This window comes from Pseudochelatococcus sp. B33 (genome assembly GCF_053570585.1).
Map to the genome: position 1 here is coordinate 23,256 of NZ_JBSEFH010000018.1, position 14,902 is coordinate 38,157.

The 14,902-nt window shown below is 66.3% G+C and carries 14 protein-coding genes and 1 tRNA gene; 14 read left to right on the forward strand and 1 reads right to left on the reverse strand.

Annotated elements, in window-relative coordinates; genetic code table 11:
- The first annotated feature begins 12 nt into the window (after window positions 1–12).
- The 10 genes from ACUSIJ_RS19345 to ACUSIJ_RS19390 all read left to right on the forward strand — a co-directional run bounded on the left by ACUSIJ_RS19345 (window position 13) and on the right by ACUSIJ_RS19390 (window position 10,265).
- Window positions 13–504 carry a DUF6163 family protein gene (locus ACUSIJ_RS19345; RefSeq protein WP_449310048.1) on the forward strand — a complete coding sequence of 164 codons (492 nt, stop codon included), beginning with the start codon at window positions 13–15 and terminating at the stop codon, window positions 502–504.
- A 208-nt stretch (window positions 505–712) separates the two neighbouring features.
- Entirely contained in the window at window positions 713–1,984 is a 1,272-nt protein-coding gene (locus ACUSIJ_RS19350; protein WP_449310049.1) for a L,D-transpeptidase family protein, read from the forward strand.
- 193 nt (window positions 1,985–2,177) lie between these two features.
- Window positions 2,178–3,485 carry a serine hydroxymethyltransferase gene (glyA, locus tag ACUSIJ_RS19355; protein WP_449310050.1) on the forward strand — a complete coding sequence of 436 codons (1,308 nt, stop codon included), beginning with the start codon at window positions 2,178–2,180 and terminating at the stop codon, window positions 3,483–3,485.
- Between the two features lie 12 nt (window positions 3,486–3,497).
- Window positions 3,498–4,037 (forward strand): transcriptional regulator NrdR, encoded by a 540-nt coding sequence (nrdR, locus tag ACUSIJ_RS19360; RefSeq protein ID WP_449310051.1) that lies wholly within the window; start codon window positions 3,498–3,500, stop codon window positions 4,035–4,037.
- Window positions 4,018–5,223 carry a bifunctional diaminohydroxyphosphoribosylaminopyrimidine deaminase/5-amino-6-(5-phosphoribosylamino)uracil reductase RibD gene (gene ribD / locus ACUSIJ_RS19365; RefSeq protein WP_449310052.1) on the forward strand — a complete coding sequence of 402 codons (1,206 nt, stop codon included), beginning with the start codon at window positions 4,018–4,020 and terminating at the stop codon, window positions 5,221–5,223. The genes nrdR and ribD overlap by 20 nt, the downstream gene beginning before the upstream one ends.
- Window positions 5,223–5,864, forward strand: a complete 642-nt coding sequence (locus ACUSIJ_RS19370; protein ID WP_449310053.1) for a riboflavin synthase — start codon at window positions 5,223–5,225, stop codon at window positions 5,862–5,864. The genes ribD and ACUSIJ_RS19370 overlap by 1 nt, the downstream gene beginning before the upstream one ends.
- A 41-nt stretch (window positions 5,865–5,905) precedes the next feature.
- Window positions 5,906–6,394: a 6,7-dimethyl-8-ribityllumazine synthase gene (gene ribH, locus ACUSIJ_RS19375; protein WP_449310054.1), complete on the forward strand. Its 489-nt coding sequence runs from the start codon at window positions 5,906–5,908 to the stop codon at window positions 6,392–6,394.
- A complete protein-coding gene (gene nusB / locus ACUSIJ_RS19380) occupies window positions 6,395–6,859 on the forward strand; it encodes a transcription antitermination factor NusB (protein WP_449310055.1) in 465 nt (154 codons plus the stop codon).
- 38 nt (window positions 6,860–6,897) lie between these two features.
- Window positions 6,898–7,941 carry a thiamine-phosphate kinase gene (thiL, locus tag ACUSIJ_RS19385; RefSeq protein ID WP_449310056.1) on the forward strand — a complete coding sequence of 348 codons (1,044 nt, stop codon included), beginning with the start codon at window positions 6,898–6,900 and terminating at the stop codon, window positions 7,939–7,941.
- 200 nt (window positions 7,942–8,141) lie between these two features.
- Complete coding sequence (locus ACUSIJ_RS19390) at window positions 8,142–10,265, forward strand: sodium-translocating pyrophosphatase (RefSeq protein ID WP_449310057.1); 2,124 nt, start codon at window positions 8,142–8,144, stop codon at window positions 10,263–10,265.
- 370 nt (window positions 10,266–10,635) lie between these two features.
- On the opposite strand, the gene ACUSIJ_RS19395 is transcribed toward ACUSIJ_RS19390, so the two are convergent.
- Window positions 10,636–10,711: transfer RNA gene (locus ACUSIJ_RS19395), tRNA-Lys, on the reverse strand.
- A gap of 1,050 nt (window positions 10,712–11,761) precedes the next feature.
- On the opposite strand from ACUSIJ_RS19395, the gene ACUSIJ_RS19400 reads away from it, so the two are divergent.
- Genes ACUSIJ_RS19400 through ACUSIJ_RS19415 form a run of 4 tightly spaced genes read left to right on the forward strand, consistent with a single transcriptional unit; the run spans window position 11,762 to window position 14,843 of the window.
- Window positions 11,762–12,289: an FAS1-like dehydratase domain-containing protein gene (locus ACUSIJ_RS19400; RefSeq protein ID WP_449310058.1), complete on the forward strand. Its 528-nt coding sequence runs from the start codon at window positions 11,762–11,764 to the stop codon at window positions 12,287–12,289.
- A 47-nt stretch (window positions 12,290–12,336) separates the two neighbouring features.
- The gene (locus tag ACUSIJ_RS19405) at window positions 12,337–12,816 is read left to right on the forward strand and encodes an acyl dehydratase (protein WP_449310059.1); all 480 of its coding nucleotides are present in this window, start codon (window positions 12,337–12,339) and stop codon (window positions 12,814–12,816) included.
- Between the two features lie 57 nt (window positions 12,817–12,873).
- Window positions 12,874–13,833: a hydroxymethylglutaryl-CoA lyase gene (locus ACUSIJ_RS19410; protein ID WP_449310060.1), complete on the forward strand. Its 960-nt coding sequence runs from the start codon at window positions 12,874–12,876 to the stop codon at window positions 13,831–13,833.
- 59 nt (window positions 13,834–13,892) lie between these two features.
- Window positions 13,893–14,843 carry a tripartite tricarboxylate transporter substrate binding protein gene (locus ACUSIJ_RS19415; protein WP_449310061.1) on the forward strand — a complete coding sequence of 317 codons (951 nt, stop codon included), beginning with the start codon at window positions 13,893–13,895 and terminating at the stop codon, window positions 14,841–14,843.
- Window positions 14,844–14,902: the final 59 nt, after the last annotated feature.

Consider the following 14,902-nt stretch of genomic DNA (forward strand, 5'->3'; position numbering starts at 1 on the left):
GAAGTCCGGGGAATGTCGCTGCCTACGGAACAGACGCCAAGGCTCGGGGCTGTCCGGGACCGGGGCCGCGAGGCGGTCGGCGAGGCGCCGGTGCGCGAGCTTGCCCTGCATCTCGCCGACGAACGCAAGGCGGTGTTCCGGTGGGATATCGCGCTGGTGTGGTTCATGCGCCTCGTCGCCCTGGTCTGGGTGGCGAAGGGGCTTGTCTACTGGGCACTGCTGCTGGGCGTCCTGCCGCAGGTGGCGCTTTTCGAAGGGCAGCCGCTGCAATGGCAGACGGTCGTGGTCTATTTCGCGGTCATCGATCTCGTCGCCGCCGTCGGCCTGTGGCTGACGAGCACCTGGGGCGGCGTGATGTGGCTTCTCGCCGCGATGAGCTATTTTCTGGCGGCGATCGTGGCCCCTCACGCAGTTGTGAGCGGGCCGATCCTGCTTGCCGGCCTCGGCGCGCTCGTGGCCGCCTACTTCCTATTGTCCTGGTATGCCTCGCGAATCGAGACCTGAGGGGGGTGACCGCCGTGCCGGGACGGCTGTCGCGCCGTGGCGGTCTGCGATGCCGGAATAGCCCGCTCCGCTCATGTTTGCTTAACTTCGCCCGTTCTAGAGTGTAGAAGTCAACGCTTGAACGCGGCGCATCGGGGCAGCGACCTCCATGGTCAGGGAGATCGCGGCTGCCGGAGTTGTGACGCCGCCAGACGACGGGGTCAGTTTCGTGAGAGTTCAGTTCGCCAGTCTGTCCACGGTCATTGCCGGTTGCCTTACCCTGGCCGTGTCCGCCGCATCCACATCGGCTGTCGCCCAGCAACTGGCCTTCGGCCAGGCCGAATGGCAGCAGAATTACGATTCAGCCCAGCGCGCCAGCGTGACGCGCTCCAACACGCCGACGCTGTCTCCGGACGCGGTCGCCGCCACCGAGCAGGCGATCGCCCACTATCGCGCCATCGTCGAGCGCGGCGGCTGGGGGCAGATCGGCAACGACCGGCTGCGCCTCGGAGCGCGCGGGCCGGCCGTGCAGGCGCTGCGCCAGCGCCTCGTCATCTCGGGCGATCTCGATTCGTCCGCGGCGCGCGGCGAAGTGTTCGACTCCTACGTCGAGGCGGGCCTGAGGCGGGCGCAGGCGCGCTACGGCCTCGCCACGACCGGCGCGCTCAATCCCGGCACCGTCGCGGCGCTCAACGTGTCGGCGGACACCCGCCTGCGCCAGCTCGAGCTCAATCTGGTGCGGCTGCGCTCCTATTCCGGCAATCTCGGCAACAAGTATGTGGTGGTGAACATTCCCGCCGCCGCGGTCGAGACGGTGGCGGCTAACCACGTCGTCACCCGCCACGCGGCGGGCGTGGGCAAGATCGACCGCCAGTCGCCGATCTTCAATTCCCGCATCACCGAGATCAACTTCAACCCGTTCTGGACCGTGCCGGCGTCGATCATCCGCAAGGACCTGATCCCCAAGATGCGCCAGGACCCGTCCTACCTGACGGACCAGAAGATCCGCATCTACAACGCCCAGGGCGAGGAGATCCAGCCGAGCCAGGTCGACTGGAGCACCTACGAGGCGACGCGCTACCGTTTCCGTCAGGATCCGGGCGCGGACATCAACTCCATGGGCTTCGTGCGCATCAACATTCCCAACCCCTATGGCGTGTACATGCACGATACGCCGGCCAAGGGCGTCTTCGGCGACGACTTCCGCTTCGTCTCCTCGGGCTGCGTGCGGCTGCAGAACGTGCGCGACTATATCGCCTTCCTGCTCGCCGACACGCCCGGCTGGGACCGGCAGCAGATCCAGGCGGCCATCGACTCGGGCAAGCGCATCGACGCACCGCTGACGAACCCGGTCCCGGTCTACTGGACGTACATCACCGCCTGGGCGACCCCCGACGGCGTGGTGCAGTTCCGCTCCGACATCTACAACCGCGACGGCCTTGGCCTCGGCGGGCAGATCGCGGCGCTCGAAGCCAACGATTCCGAGGCGTCGCAGTACTGACGCCACCCAACACGCGGACATCCGGAACGGAACGGCGGCATGCCCGCCGTTCCGTCAACGCATGGGTGGCATGAGGCGCGGGCGTGAATCGTCAAAACCGCCGTTGGCAGCGGCACTTTCCTCATGATACGGTCCGCCGCGAGTCGCCAGAGCATATCAGGGGAACATCTCTCCCCCATCGCGGAGCACGGATATGAGCGCCACCGAAGCCACTGCCCAATACACCCTTTCCAACAGTTTCTTCTCTGCCCCGCTGGCCGAGAGCGATCCCGAGATCGCCCGCGCCATCGCGCTCGAACTCGGTCGCCAGCGCGACGAGATCGAGCTGATCGCTTCCGAGAACATCGTTTCCCGGGCGGTCATCGAGGCGCAGGGCTCGGTGCTGACCAACAAATATGCCGAGGGCTATCCGGGCCGCCGCTACTATGGCGGGTGCCAGTTCGTCGACATCGCCGAGAATCTGGCCATCGAGCGGGCAAAGAAGCTGTTCGGCGTCGGGTTCGCCAACGTGCAGCCGAATTCCGGCTCGCAGGCCAACCAGGCGGTGTTCTTCGCGCTGATGCAGCCGGGCGATACGTTCCTCGGCCTCGATCTCGCGGCCGGCGGCCATCTCACCCACGGCGCGCCGCCCAACATGTCGGGCAAGTGGTTCAAGCCGGTGTCCTACACCGTGCGCGAGGACGACCAGCACATCGACTACGACGGCGTGGCGCGCCTTGCCGCCGAGCACAAGCCGAAGCTGATCATCGCCGGCGGCTCGGCCTATTCGCGCTTCTGGGACTTCGCCCGCTTCCGCGAGATCGCCGATTCCGTGGGCGCCTATTTCTTCGTCGACATGGCGCATTTCGCCGGCCTCGTGGCGGGCGGCGCGCATCCGTCGCCGTTCCCGCATGCGCATGTCGCCACCACCACGACCCACAAGACCCTCCGCGGGCCGCGCGGCGGCCTGATCCTGACCGACGACGAGACCATCGCCAAGAAGATCAACTCCGCCATCTTCCCAGGTCTGCAGGGTGGGCCGCTGATGCATGTCATCGCGGCCAAGGCTGTCGCCTTCGGCGAGGCGCTGCAACCCGAATTCAAGGCCTACGCGCGGGCGGTGGTCGAGAATGCGCAGGTGCTGGCGAAGACCATCGCCGACGGCGGCTACGCCATCGTGTCGGGGGGCACGGACAACCACCTGTTCCTCGTCGACCTGCGGCCCAAGGGCCTCAACGGCAAGGCGGCCGAGGCGGCGCTCGGGCGGGCGCACATCACCTGTAACAAGAACGGCGTGCCGTTCGACACCGAGAAGCCGACGATCACGTCGGGCATCCGTCTCGGCACGCCGGCGGGCACGACGCGCGGTTTCGGCACGGCGGAATTCGCCGAGATCGGCCGCCTCATCGTGCAGGTGCTCGACGGGCTCGCCGCGAACGGCGAGGAGGGCAACGCCGGCATCGAGGCCGAGGCGCGCGCGAAGGTCGAGGTGCTGACCGGGCGCTTCCCCATCTATCAGTGATCGGCTGCCTTCATGCGGTGCCCGTTCTGCGGAAGCCTTGAGACGCAGGTCAAGGATTCCCGCCCGGCGGACGACCACGCCACGATCCGTCGGCGGCGCATCTGTCCCGACTGCGGCGGGCGCTTCACCACCTTCGAGCGCGTGCAGTTGCGCGAGCTGACGGTGGTCAAGCGCTCCGGCAAGCGGGTACCGTTCGATCGCGACAAGCTGACGCGCTCGATCAATATCGCGCTGCGCAAGCGCGCCGTCGACGCCGAGCGGACCGAGCGGATGATCAACGGCATCGTGCGCCAGCTCGAACAGACCGGCGACGCGGACGTCACGAGCGAGCAGATCGGCGAGCTGGTGATGGAGGGGCTGCGCCAGCTCGACAGCGTGGCTTTCGTGCGCTTCGCCTCGGTCTATCGCAACTTTCGCGAGGCGAGGGACTTCGAGGAATTCGTCGGCGAGCTCGCAAGCAGCAAACCGGAGCTTGCGGGAGACAGCGATGAAGGGGACAATGCGGCTCCCGACCCGATGAAGGCCAGCCCCGATGACGGAAAACGCGCCTGAGCGGCAGCGCTCCGCAGAAATGCTGCGGCAGCGCTCCGATGATCTGCGCTTCATGCGCGACGCGCTGACGCTCGGCTGGCGCCAGCAGGGGCTGACCTCGCCCAATCCCGCCGTCGGCGCCGTCATCGTGCGCCAAGAAGGCGGTTATGAGGGCGCTTATGAGGGTGGCATGCCGGTCGTCCTCGGGCGCGGCGCGACGCAGGCGGGCGGGCGGCCGCACGGCGAGCCGATCGCGCTCGCCATGGCGGGCGAGGCGGCGCGCGGCGCGACACTTTACGTCACACTCGAACCATGCTCGCATCACGGCCGCGCCGGGCCGTGCTCGGATGCGGTCATCGCCGCCGGCATCGCGCGCGTGGTCTCCAGCATGGAGGACCCGGATCCGCGCGTGGCCGGGCAGGGGCACGCGCGCCTGCGCGCGGCCGGGGTTACGGTGGACATCGGCATTCTCGCCGAGGAGGCGGCGCGCGCCCACAGGGGGCACGTCCTGCGGGTGACGCAGGGGCGCCCGGCGGTAACGCTCAAGCTCGCCCGCACCGCAGACGGTGTCGTTGCCAGCGGCAGCGCCGCGCGCCTGCTCATCACGGGACCGGCCGCGAACGATCAGGTCCACCTGCTGCGCGCCCACACGGATGCGATACTGGTCGGGGCCGGGACCGTGCTCGCCGACGATCCGCTGCTGACCGTGCGGCTGCCGGGACTGGAGGGGCGTTCCCCCATCCGCGTGGTGCTCGACAGCCGGCTGCGGATTTCGCCCTCGGCAAAGCTGGTGACGGGCGTGGCAGAGCATCCGACATGGATCATCACCACCGACAACGCGCCGGCCGCTGCCGAGGAGGTCCTGCGCCGCGCGGGCGCGGAGGTGATCCGCGTCGAGGACGGGCCGCAGGGGCGCGTGTCTCCCGCCGCCGCCCTGGCGGCGCTGGCGCGGCGCGGTGTCGCGCGCGTGCTGGTTGAGGGCGGGCCGGAACTGGCGGATGCTCTCGTTGCAGCCGACCTCGTCGACGAGGTGCTGATCGTCACCGCTCCCGGCGTGCGCTTCGGCAATGGTGCGGACGCCGCGGGCACCGGCCGCGCTCTGGGATCGGCGCTTGCAGCCGCGCTCGACGATCCCGCCCGTTTCAGATCGCGCCGGAGCGGCCTGTGGGGGCCGGACACATATGATGAATTCGAGAGGTTTTCCTGATGTTTACGGGAATCATTTCAGACGTTGGCGAAATCGTCTCCATCGAGGCTTTCCAGGGCACGCTGCGCCGCCTGCGCATCCACTCGCGCTATGATCCGGCAACGATCCAGCTCGGCGCCTCCATCGCCTGCGGCGGCCCGTGCCTGACGGTGGTGGCCTTCGGCCAGCTGGAGCACGGCGCGTGGTTCGAGGTCGACGCGGCGGCGGAGACGCTGGCGCTCACCACGGTGGGTGACTGGCGGGTCGGCACGCGGGTCAATCTGGAGCGGGCGCTGAAAATCAGCGACGAGCTCGGCGGGCATATCGTCACGGGGCATGTCGACGGCATCGCGGAACTCCTCGCGCGTGACGAGATCACGGCGCAGGCGGGTGATTCCTGGGGTGACACCGCCCGCTTCACCCTGCGCGCGCCGCGCGAGCTCGCGGCCTTCATCGCGGCCAAGGGCTCGGTGACGCTCGACGGCACATCGCTGACGGTCAACACCGTGGAGGACGATCTGTTCTCCGTGCTGCTCATTCCGCATACGCTCGAGATCACCACCTGGGGCGAGCGGCGGGCCGGGGACCGCATCAATATCGAAGTCGACCTGATGGCCCGTTACGCCGCGCGGCTTGCAGAAGCGCGAGCGGCAGGGTACTGACAGGCGGGGATGACCCGGCCTGCGTGCGGAGGAGCAAGGACATGGCACAGTCGATCCAGCTTACTGACAACGATTTTTCCGCCGTTTCCGGCGCCCGGGTCCTCATTGTCGAGGCCCGGTACTATGCGGACATCGCGGACGAGCTGCTCCGTGGCGCCCGGGAAGTTCTCGAAGCGGCCGAGGCCGAGATCGAGGTGATCACAGTGCCCGGCGCGCTCGAAATCGCCCCCGCCATCGCCATCGCGCTGGAAGAAGGGCTGGACGTCGATGCCATCGTGGCGCTCGGCACGGTCATCCGCGGCGAGACGAGCCACTACGACATCGTCGCCGGCGAAAGCGCGCGGGGGCTGACCGAGCTCGCGCTCGACTACGTGGTGCCGATCGGCAACGGCATCCTGACAGTCGAGAACGCCGAGCAGGCCTGGAAGCGTGCGCGCGTGTCCGAGGAAAACAAGGGCGGCTTCGCGGCCCGCGCCGCGCTGGCGCTCGTGGGCGTGCGGCGTCAGATCGCGGACAAGGTCGAGGACTGAATGTCGAAGTCGGAAAAGCGCAGCGCGGCGCGCATGGCGGCCGTGCAGGCGCTATACCAGATGGAGATCACCGGCTCGGGCGTGGTCGATGCCACGGTCGAGTTCGAGCGCTTCTGGATCGGCAAGGAGGTCGAGGGCCTCACCTTCAAGCCGGTCGAGGACGCGTTCTTCCGCGACCTCGTCGCCGGCGTGGTGCGGGAACAGAAGACGGTCGACCGGCGGATCGACGAGGCCCTGGCCAAGGGCTGGCCGCTGCGGCGCATCGAGACGGTGCTGCGCGCCATCCTGCGCGTCGCCGCCTTTGAGCTGCTGTTCCGCAAGGACGTGCCGCCGCGCGTGACGATCACGGAATACGTGGATGTCACGCGCGCCTTTTACGACGACGACGAACCGGGCCTCGTCAATGCGGTGCTCGACACGCTCGCGCGCAGCGACCGCAACGAGGAGCTTCTGGCCCGCAACTGAATATCTCCCCGCGTCCCGGCGTTTGCCCTTGAGGCTTCATGATGACGGTTTCCTCGCTGAGCGAAGACGAACTGATCCGTCAGATATTCGCGCCCGTCGCCGGCGAGGGATCGCTCGATCTGCGCGACGACGTGGCGCTGCTGCCGTCGCCGCCGGGTTCCGATCTGGTGCTGACCGTCGATACCATCGTCGCGGGCGTGCATTACTTTCCCGACGATCCGCCGGGCATGGTGGCGCGCAAGGCGCTGCGGGTGAACCTGTCCGACCTCGCGGCGAAGGGGGCCGAGCCCCTGGGCTTCCTCCTCTGCCTGTCGATGCCGGCGGAGACGTCTCTGTCGTGGCTCGCGGCCTTTGCCGAGGGGCTCGGCGCCGATGCGCGGGCCTTCGGCTGCCCGCTGGTCGGCGGCGACACGGTGCGCACGCGCGGGCCGTTTACGGTTTCCATCACCGCAGCCGGGCGGGTGCCGGCCGGCTACATGGTGCGCCGCACCGGCGCGCGCGCCGGCGATATCCTCGCCGTGACGGGGACGATCGGCGACTCGGCTCTTGGCCTCGCCCTGCGCCTCGGCGAGGGAGCGCCGCCGCCCTGCGGTGGTGTCTCGCCCGATCCGGGCTCGCCCGGTCCTGCCTGGCGCGACGAGCTGACGCCGCTTGAACACGCCCATCTCGCCCAGCGCTATCTGCTGCCCGAGCCGCGCAACGCGATCGCGCTGGCGCTGCGCGACCATGCCAGCGGCGCCATGGACGTGTCGGACGGCCTCATCGGCGACGCGCGAAAGTTCCTGCGCGCTTCCGGCGTGACCGGCAGGATCGACCTCGAGACCGTGCCCCTGTCGGCGGCGGCGCGCGCGGCCGTGGAGGCCGAGGCCGGGGCGCTGACAACAGCGGTGACCGGCGGCGACGACTACGAAATCCTCTGCTCGGTTCCGCCGGCGCGCTTCGAGGCGCTCCGGGCGCAGTGCAAGCACGCGAACGTGGCGCTGACCGCCATCGGCAGGGTGGAGCAGGGGGACGCGCCGCTGTCGGTTTTCCTCAACGGCGCCGACTATCCGGTGGGCAAGGGCTCATACTCCCATTTCTGAGGCCGGGCTTTTGAGCCTATAGTGGGAAGGTGGCTTTCCTGTCGAAGCTGCCCTTGCTTCGACACGCCGCGTTGTTGCACGATAGTCCGTTCTCATACCTCATAAAAATTCTCATAAAAAATACGTCAAACAAAAATGTCAGGGTTTCACGCCGGCCGCCGAGACCGGCCTGCTGTCCCGGATTGCGGAAGGAAACAACGATGCTCGCGCTTTTGATCGTGATTGCCGCAGGTGCACTGTCGATCATCTATGGTTTCATTACAGTACGGGAGGTCGTGGCGGCCGACACCGGCACCCAGCGCATGCGGGATATCGCCGGGGCGATCCACGAGGGCGCGCAGGCCTATCTCTATCGCCAGTACGTGACCATCGCACTGGTGGGCGTCGTGCTGTTCGGGCTGCTCGCCTGGGGACTTGGCTGGACGGTCGCGGCCGGCTTCGCCATCGGCGCCATTCTCTCGGGCGCGGCGGGCTTCATCGGCATGAACGTGTCGGTCCGCGCCAACGTGCGCACGGCGCAGGCGGCCGCGAGTTCGCTCGCCGACGGGCTCAGCGTCGCCTTCCGGTCCGGCGCGGTGACGGGGCTGCTCGTCGCCGGGCTCGCGCTGTTGGGCGTCGCGGTATCCTATACGGTGCTGGTGCACGGGTTCGGGTATGCGCCCGATAGCCGCACCGTGGTCGACGCGCTCGTGGCGCTGGGATTCGGCGCTTCGCTGATCTCGATTTTCGCGCGTCTGGGCGGCGGCATCTTCACCAAGGGCGCGGATGTCGGCGGCGATCTTGTCGGCAAGGTCGAGGCCGGCATTCCGGAGGACGACCCCCGCAACCCCGCCACCATCGCGGACAACGTGGGCGACAACGTCGGCGACTGCGCCGGCATGGCCGCAGACCTCTTCGAGACCTATGTCGTGACCGTGGTCGCCACCATGGTGCTCGCCATCGTGGCCTTCGCCGGCCAGCCCGTCCTGGAGACGGTGCTGCTTTATCCGCTGGCGGTCGGCGCGGCCTGCATCGTGACCTCGATCGCGGGCACGTTCTTCGTTCGGCTCGGCGCGACCGAGTCGATCATGGGGGCGCTCTATCGCGGCTTCATCGCCACCGGGCTGCTGTCGCTGGTGGCGCTGGCGCTGGTCACGTGGCTGGTGTTCGGCGGCTTCTTCACGACGCTGACCACCGCGGGCGGCGAGAGCTTCTCGGCGCTGGCGCTCCTCGCCTGCGGCGTGATCGGCCTTGCCGTGACGGCGGTCATCGTGGTCATCACGGAATACTACACCGGCACGCAGTACCGGCCGGTGCACGCCATCGCCGCCGCCTCACAGACGGGGCACGGCACGAACGTGATCCAGGGGCTCGCGGTATCGCTGGAGGCGACGGCGCTGCCGGCGCTCGCCATCATCGCCGCGATCGTGGCCGCGAACGCGCTGGCCGGCCTCTTCGGCATCGCCATTGCCGTCACGGCCATGCTGGCGCTCTGCGGCTTCGTGGTGGCGCTCGACGCCTTCGGCCCGGTGACGGACAATGCCGGCGGCATCGCCGAGATGGCTGGCCTGCCGGCGCGCGTGCGCCAGGCCACGGACGCGCTCGATGCCGTCGGCAACACGACGAAGGCGGTGACGAAGGGCTACGCCATCGGCTCCGCCGGGCTCGGCGCGCTGGTGCTTTTCGCCGCCTATACCTCGGATCTCGCGTTCTTCACCGCCCGCTCGGATGCCTACCCCTACTTCGCCGGCGTTTCGGTCGATTTCTCGCTGTCGAATCCGTTCGTGGTGGTGGGGCTGCTGTTCGGCGGCCTGCTGCCGTTCGTGTTCGGCGGCTTCGGCATGACGGCGGTCGGCCGTGCTGCGGGAGCTGTGGTGGAGGAGGTCCGGCGGCAATTCCGCGAGAATCCCGGCATCATGACGGGCGAAACGCGCCCCGACTACGGCCGCGCGGTGGACCTGCTGACGAAGGCGGCGATCCGCGAGATGATCATCCCCTCGCTGCTGCCGGTGCTGTCGCCGCTGGTGTGCTTCGGCGTGGTGCTGCTCGTGGCCGGCAAGAGCAACGCCTTCGCCGCGCTCGGCGCGATGCTGCTCGGCGTCATCGTCACGGGTCTGTTCGTGGCGATTTCCATGACGTCGGGCGGCGGCGCCTGGGACAACGCCAAGAAGTACATCGAGGAAGGGCACTACGGCGGCAAGGGCTCGGACGCCCACAAGGCGGCGGTGACGGGCGACACCGTCGGCGATCCCTACAAGGACACGGCCGGGCCGGCTATCAACCCGATGATCAAGATCACCAATATCGTGGCGCTGCTGCTGATCGCCGTGCTGGCGCACGGATAGCAGGGGCGGAGGCGGGCGCCTGCCACTGCAGGCGCCCTTCCGGAAACGACCCCGCGAGCAGGAGGCAGGCCGGGATCCGACGCCCGCCAAAAGAACCACCGCCGGATGGCCTGCAAGCGCTGCTCCGAGGCCTATCCGAGATGCTCACCCAACGCGGCGGACTAAGAATCGGGCTCGGCACTGCCGAGCTAGCCCTTTGTTTGCGCATCAAATTTTTATGAAAGCGGGGAGCGAATGCGCATTCGCGCCTTCACCGGCGCACGACCATTGCCCCGGGGGTCGTCGTGCTGTTACCCGGCCGTTACCCCAGCACGGGACTGCCGACACAATCGCAAGGTCGGCACTAAGCCATCGATTTTTTGGAAGTCGATGGTGGGCGCACAAGGGCTCGAACCTTGGACCCGCTGATTAAGAGTCAGCTGCTCTACCAACTGAGCTATGCGCCCATCGACACGGAAATGGAAATACCATCCCTTGCGTTGCCCGGCGGGGCAACGCCTTGTGTGGATGGTGAGTACCAAACCGGAGTCGGCTTGTCCAGCACTCCGTGACACTTTTTTTGATTTTTTGCCCGCTCCGGCGTCCGATCCGCTTCAGTACCTGCCAGGGCCGCGTTCTGTGGGCAAAGGTGGATAATTTTCGAACCCGACACATCTGGCGCGTATGCGTCATTTCCGATTGATCGTTCCGGCTTTGTGCGCGAGAAGGACTCGCCGGGTCGCAACGGCCCGGCAACACGAAAGGAGGTGAGACGATTGAAATTCCGGCTTACGCTGATGGTCAGGTTAGGGTCTTGGCGGATCACCCTGACAATCAGTCGGTAAGAGTACCGGGGTCGGGCGAAAGCCCGGCTCCCACCGGAAGAAAGGTCGTCTCACCTCCCCGATGAAAGACATATAGCATCCCACCGGATGTTTTCAAAGCCTGGGCGGAAGGCGTCGCTTTTTCATCGCGAGGCCGCCCCCCATAGCGGTCGTTGAAGCCGCGTTTGCGCGCCATCGACCAGTCGCCTTGTGAAAAACAGCAACGCGTCTTCGCGTATCAGCGGCGCGGGCCTCGATATCGAGAGGCTGGTCACGGCTCCCGGCCGCTTTTGCCGCCAAACGACAGGGCAAGCTCCAACACGTCCGTGACGGCGTTTTCTCCGGTGGCCGGGCCATCCCGGCATGAATACGCTTGATTTACAACGCCTTGTAAGATTGCTTGTCAGTCCGACTGGATAGTTGACAATGTCGTAATTTTCTATCAAACTTTAGAAAATTAAATACATAAGGGCGGCATTCGAGACCGCCTGCTCAGGGAGGGTGATAAAAAGACGGGAATCCCGCGTTGGCGGTTGATGCCCGTACGCAGCTTCCGCCAGAAGCAATCCGGACCATACCAGCCAAGGACGGCGAGCGCCCGGCGCGGGTTCTCTCCGTGCTGCGAAGCTCAAGCGAAACCTTCGGCAGATTTGACAAGCACCGTTCAGAGAAAACACGGCGATCGGAGCAGCAATGGTCAATTACATCACAGACGAGGTCAAGTCGTATATCGGGCGCGAATCCCAGTGGGTCGAGTGTACTGATGCGGTCGAAAAGGGGCAGATCCGCCGGCACTTCCAGGCGATCATGGACCCCGACCCCTGCTATTGGGACGAGGAATACGCCAGGAAGACGAAATTCGGCGGCGTGGTCGCGCCGCCGCTCTTCCCACTCCATGCCCTGAGGCCGGTGCCCGGCCAGCCCGATCCGTTCGAGGGCACGCATCTCGATCCCGATTTCGACGGCTCGAAGCGCGGTCCCGTGCTCGGCCTCGACCACCCGCCGATCCCGCTGGTCCGCATCCTCAACGGCGGCAATCAGGTCGAGCTCTACCAGCAGGCCCGGCCCGGCGATCGCATCTACTTCAAGAGCAAATATGTCGACGTCTACCAGAAGGAAGGCCGCACAGGGACCATGGTCTTCCTGCTCACGGAAACCGTCTACAAGAACGACAAGGATGAGATCCTGATGAAAGGCATCCAGACGAAGATCATGCGCTGATCAAGCCTGGTCCTTTGTCAATAAAAACAGAACGGAGCAGCATTCGCATGGCAAATCCCCAAGTGTATTTCGACGATGTCGAGATCGGCATGAACATCCCTGAATTGTCGAAGGGTCCGATGACGCCGCCGCATATCATGCGCTGGTCGGCGGCGATGGAGAACTGGCATCGCATCCACTACGACCTCACCTACGCGCGCGAGCACGACAAGCTGCCCGACGTTCTGGTGAACGGCAGTTGGAAACAGCATGTGCTGGCGCAGGTGCTCAAGGACTGGGCAGGGGAGGGCGGCTGGCCGTGGAAAATCGGCTTCCAGTATCGCGACATGGACATTCCGGGCGATCTCATCACCGCCTGGGGCAAGGTCACCGGCAAGAGTGAGAAGGATGGCCTCGGCTATGTCGATCTCGACATCGGCCTGAAGAATTCGCGCGGCATCGAGTCGACGAAGGGCACGGCCGTCGTCGTTCTGCCCAAGCGCGGCGGCCGGAAGGTGCCCTATCCGTTCGTTCCGCCGGAGGACTGAGCCGCTCCGCGCCGCAACCGTCCCGCAATCCCGAGGCCAAGCTCCCGAGGTCAAGCCATGTCCGACCTACCCAAGAAAGTGACGATCTACGAAGTGGGCCCCAGAGAGGGGTTCCAGTTCGAGAAGCATTTCATCCCGACCGAGCGGAAGCTTGAGCTCATCAATGCGCTTGCCGAAACCGGCGTCGCCGACATCGAGGCCACGTCCTTCGTGCACCCCAAATGGGTGCCCGTGATGGCCGATGCCGAAGCCGTGTCGGCCGGCCTGACGCCGGTCGAGGGCATGCGCTACAGTTGCCTCTATCTCAACGCCAAGGGTCTGGAACGGGCAGCCGCCACCGGAAAATATTACTTCGACGGAGCGCTCAAGCTGTCGGCGAGCCCGGCCTTCATCAAGAAGAACACCAACAAGACGATAGAAGAGGCGATCGCGGCCTTCGAGGAATACGTCGTCAAGTATCGCGAGCTCGGCGTGCCGCTGGAACAGGCGACGGTGAGTTGCGCCTGGGGCTGCAACTACCAGAAGGATATCCCGCCGCAGTGGGTGCTCGACCGCATCTCGACGATCGAGACGGTGATCAACCGCGAAGGCTTCACGCTGAAGCGCATCCTCGTCGCCGACACGATGGGCTGGGGCAATCCGGCGCAGACGCGACGGCTGCTGTCGATGATCCGCGACAGGTGGCCCGATGCCGAGATCCGCATCCATCTGCACGACACGCGCGGCCCGGGCATGGCCAATGCGCTTGCCGCGCTCGAATGCGGCGTCTCGCATTTCGACTCGGCCGTCGCGGGGCTCGGCGGCTGCCCCTTCGCGGGCCACGCGGCCGCGGCGGGTAACATCTGCACCGAGGATCTCGTCTTCATGTGCCACGAGATGGGCATCGAAACCGGAATCGACCTCGAGCGGCTGGCCGACTGCGCCCGCCTGGCGGAAACGATCGTCGGGCATGCGCTGCCCGGCAAGGTCATGAAGGCGGGTACGCTCAAGCAATATCGGGAAGCGACGCTGAACTGAGTCCGAGTCAAAACCATAACCATAACGATAACCATAATGATAAACGGGAGGATAAGGGCATGGTGTCATTGAAAAAACTGGCCGCGGTTCTCGCCCTGGCCATCGCTGTCCCATTGGCGGCCGAGGCCGCCGAATATCCGGACGACCGGGTCAAGTTCGTCGTTCCGTTCGCCCCCGGCGGCGGTTCCGACGCCGTCGCCTTGCGCATCGTGCGCACGGCGGCGAAATACACCGACAAACCGATCGATCTGCTCTACATGCCCGGCGGCGGCGGCGTCATCGGCGCTCGCCACGTCGTGCAAGCGGAGCCGGTTCCGCCGCTGCCGATCCTCGTCGCGCTCTCGGAATTCATCACGGCGCCGCCCGCCGAAGCGGGCTATGTTGCCGAGGACTTCGAGTGGATCGCGGGGCTGACCGTCTACGGCATCGGCGTGGTGGTGCCGCCCAACTCGCAGGAAACCCTCGCCAGTTTGATCGAACGGGCCAAGAACCAGCCGGGCTCCGTCAGTCTCGGCTCTCTCGTCGGCGGCGGATCGGAGATCATCAACCAGCGGTTCGAGGAGCTGCTCGGCGCGAAGTTCAAGTTCGTGCCCTTCACCAGCAACGGCGAGACCATGCTGGCCGTCCTGGGCGGCCATGTCGACCTGGCGCTCGTGTCCTCCGGCGGTGCGATGGACGCGCACCGCAACAAGACCGCGCGCGTGATCAGCATGTCCCTGCCCGAACGTCTTTCCGCGCTTCCCGATGTGCCCACGATCTCGGAAGTCACGGGCCACGACTTCAATTTCGGCATCGACCGGGCGATCTTCGCCCAGAAGGGGATTTCCCCCGAAGCCAGGGCCTGGATCGAGGATTTGATAGAGAAGGTGGTCAACGATCCGGTCTTTTCGTCCGAGGTCGCGGCGGACGGCGAGAACCCCGCCTATCGCAAGGGCGAGGAGTTCCGCACCTATCTCAACGGGCAACTGGAAATGCTGCGTCCGCTCTTCGCCAAGACGGACAAGAACTAGAAGACAGACAAAGCTAGAGGCCGCATCGCCGGTGGAGTAGGGCGACCCTTTCCACCGGA

Excerpts from the sequence above, each read along its gene's own strand:
- ACUSIJ_RS19415 (WP_449310061.1), top strand. The coding sequence starts at position 13,893 with ATGGTGTCATTGAAAAAACTGGCCGCGGTTCTCGCCCTGGCCATCGCT.
- nrdR (WP_449310051.1), top strand. The coding sequence starts at position 3,498 with ATGCGGTGCCCGTTCTGCGGAAGCCTTGAGACGCAGGTCAAGGATTCC.
- ACUSIJ_RS19400 (WP_449310058.1), top strand. The coding sequence starts at position 11,762 with ATGGTCAATTACATCACAGACGAGGTCAAGTCGTATATCGGGCGCGAA.
- ACUSIJ_RS19390 (WP_449310057.1), top strand. The coding sequence starts at position 8,142 with ATGCTCGCGCTTTTGATCGTGATTGCCGCAGGTGCACTGTCGATCATC.
- glyA (WP_449310050.1), top strand. The coding sequence starts at position 2,178 with ATGAGCGCCACCGAAGCCACTGCCCAATACACCCTTTCCAACAGTTTC.
- ACUSIJ_RS19345 (WP_449310048.1), top strand. The coding sequence starts at position 13 with ATGTCGCTGCCTACGGAACAGACGCCAAGGCTCGGGGCTGTCCGGGAC.
- ribH (WP_449310054.1), top strand. The coding sequence starts at position 5,906 with ATGGCACAGTCGATCCAGCTTACTGACAACGATTTTTCCGCCGTTTCC.
- ACUSIJ_RS19405 (WP_449310059.1), top strand. The coding sequence starts at position 12,337 with ATGGCAAATCCCCAAGTGTATTTCGACGATGTCGAGATCGGCATGAAC.
- ACUSIJ_RS19410 (WP_449310060.1), top strand. The coding sequence starts at position 12,874 with ATGTCCGACCTACCCAAGAAAGTGACGATCTACGAAGTGGGCCCCAGA.
- ribD (WP_449310052.1), top strand. The coding sequence starts at position 4,018 with ATGACGGAAAACGCGCCTGAGCGGCAGCGCTCCGCAGAAATGCTGCGG.
- nusB (WP_449310055.1), top strand. The coding sequence starts at position 6,395 with ATGTCGAAGTCGGAAAAGCGCAGCGCGGCGCGCATGGCGGCCGTGCAG.
- ACUSIJ_RS19370 (WP_449310053.1), top strand. The coding sequence starts at position 5,223 with ATGTTTACGGGAATCATTTCAGACGTTGGCGAAATCGTCTCCATCGAG.
- thiL (WP_449310056.1), top strand. The coding sequence starts at position 6,898 with ATGATGACGGTTTCCTCGCTGAGCGAAGACGAACTGATCCGTCAGATA.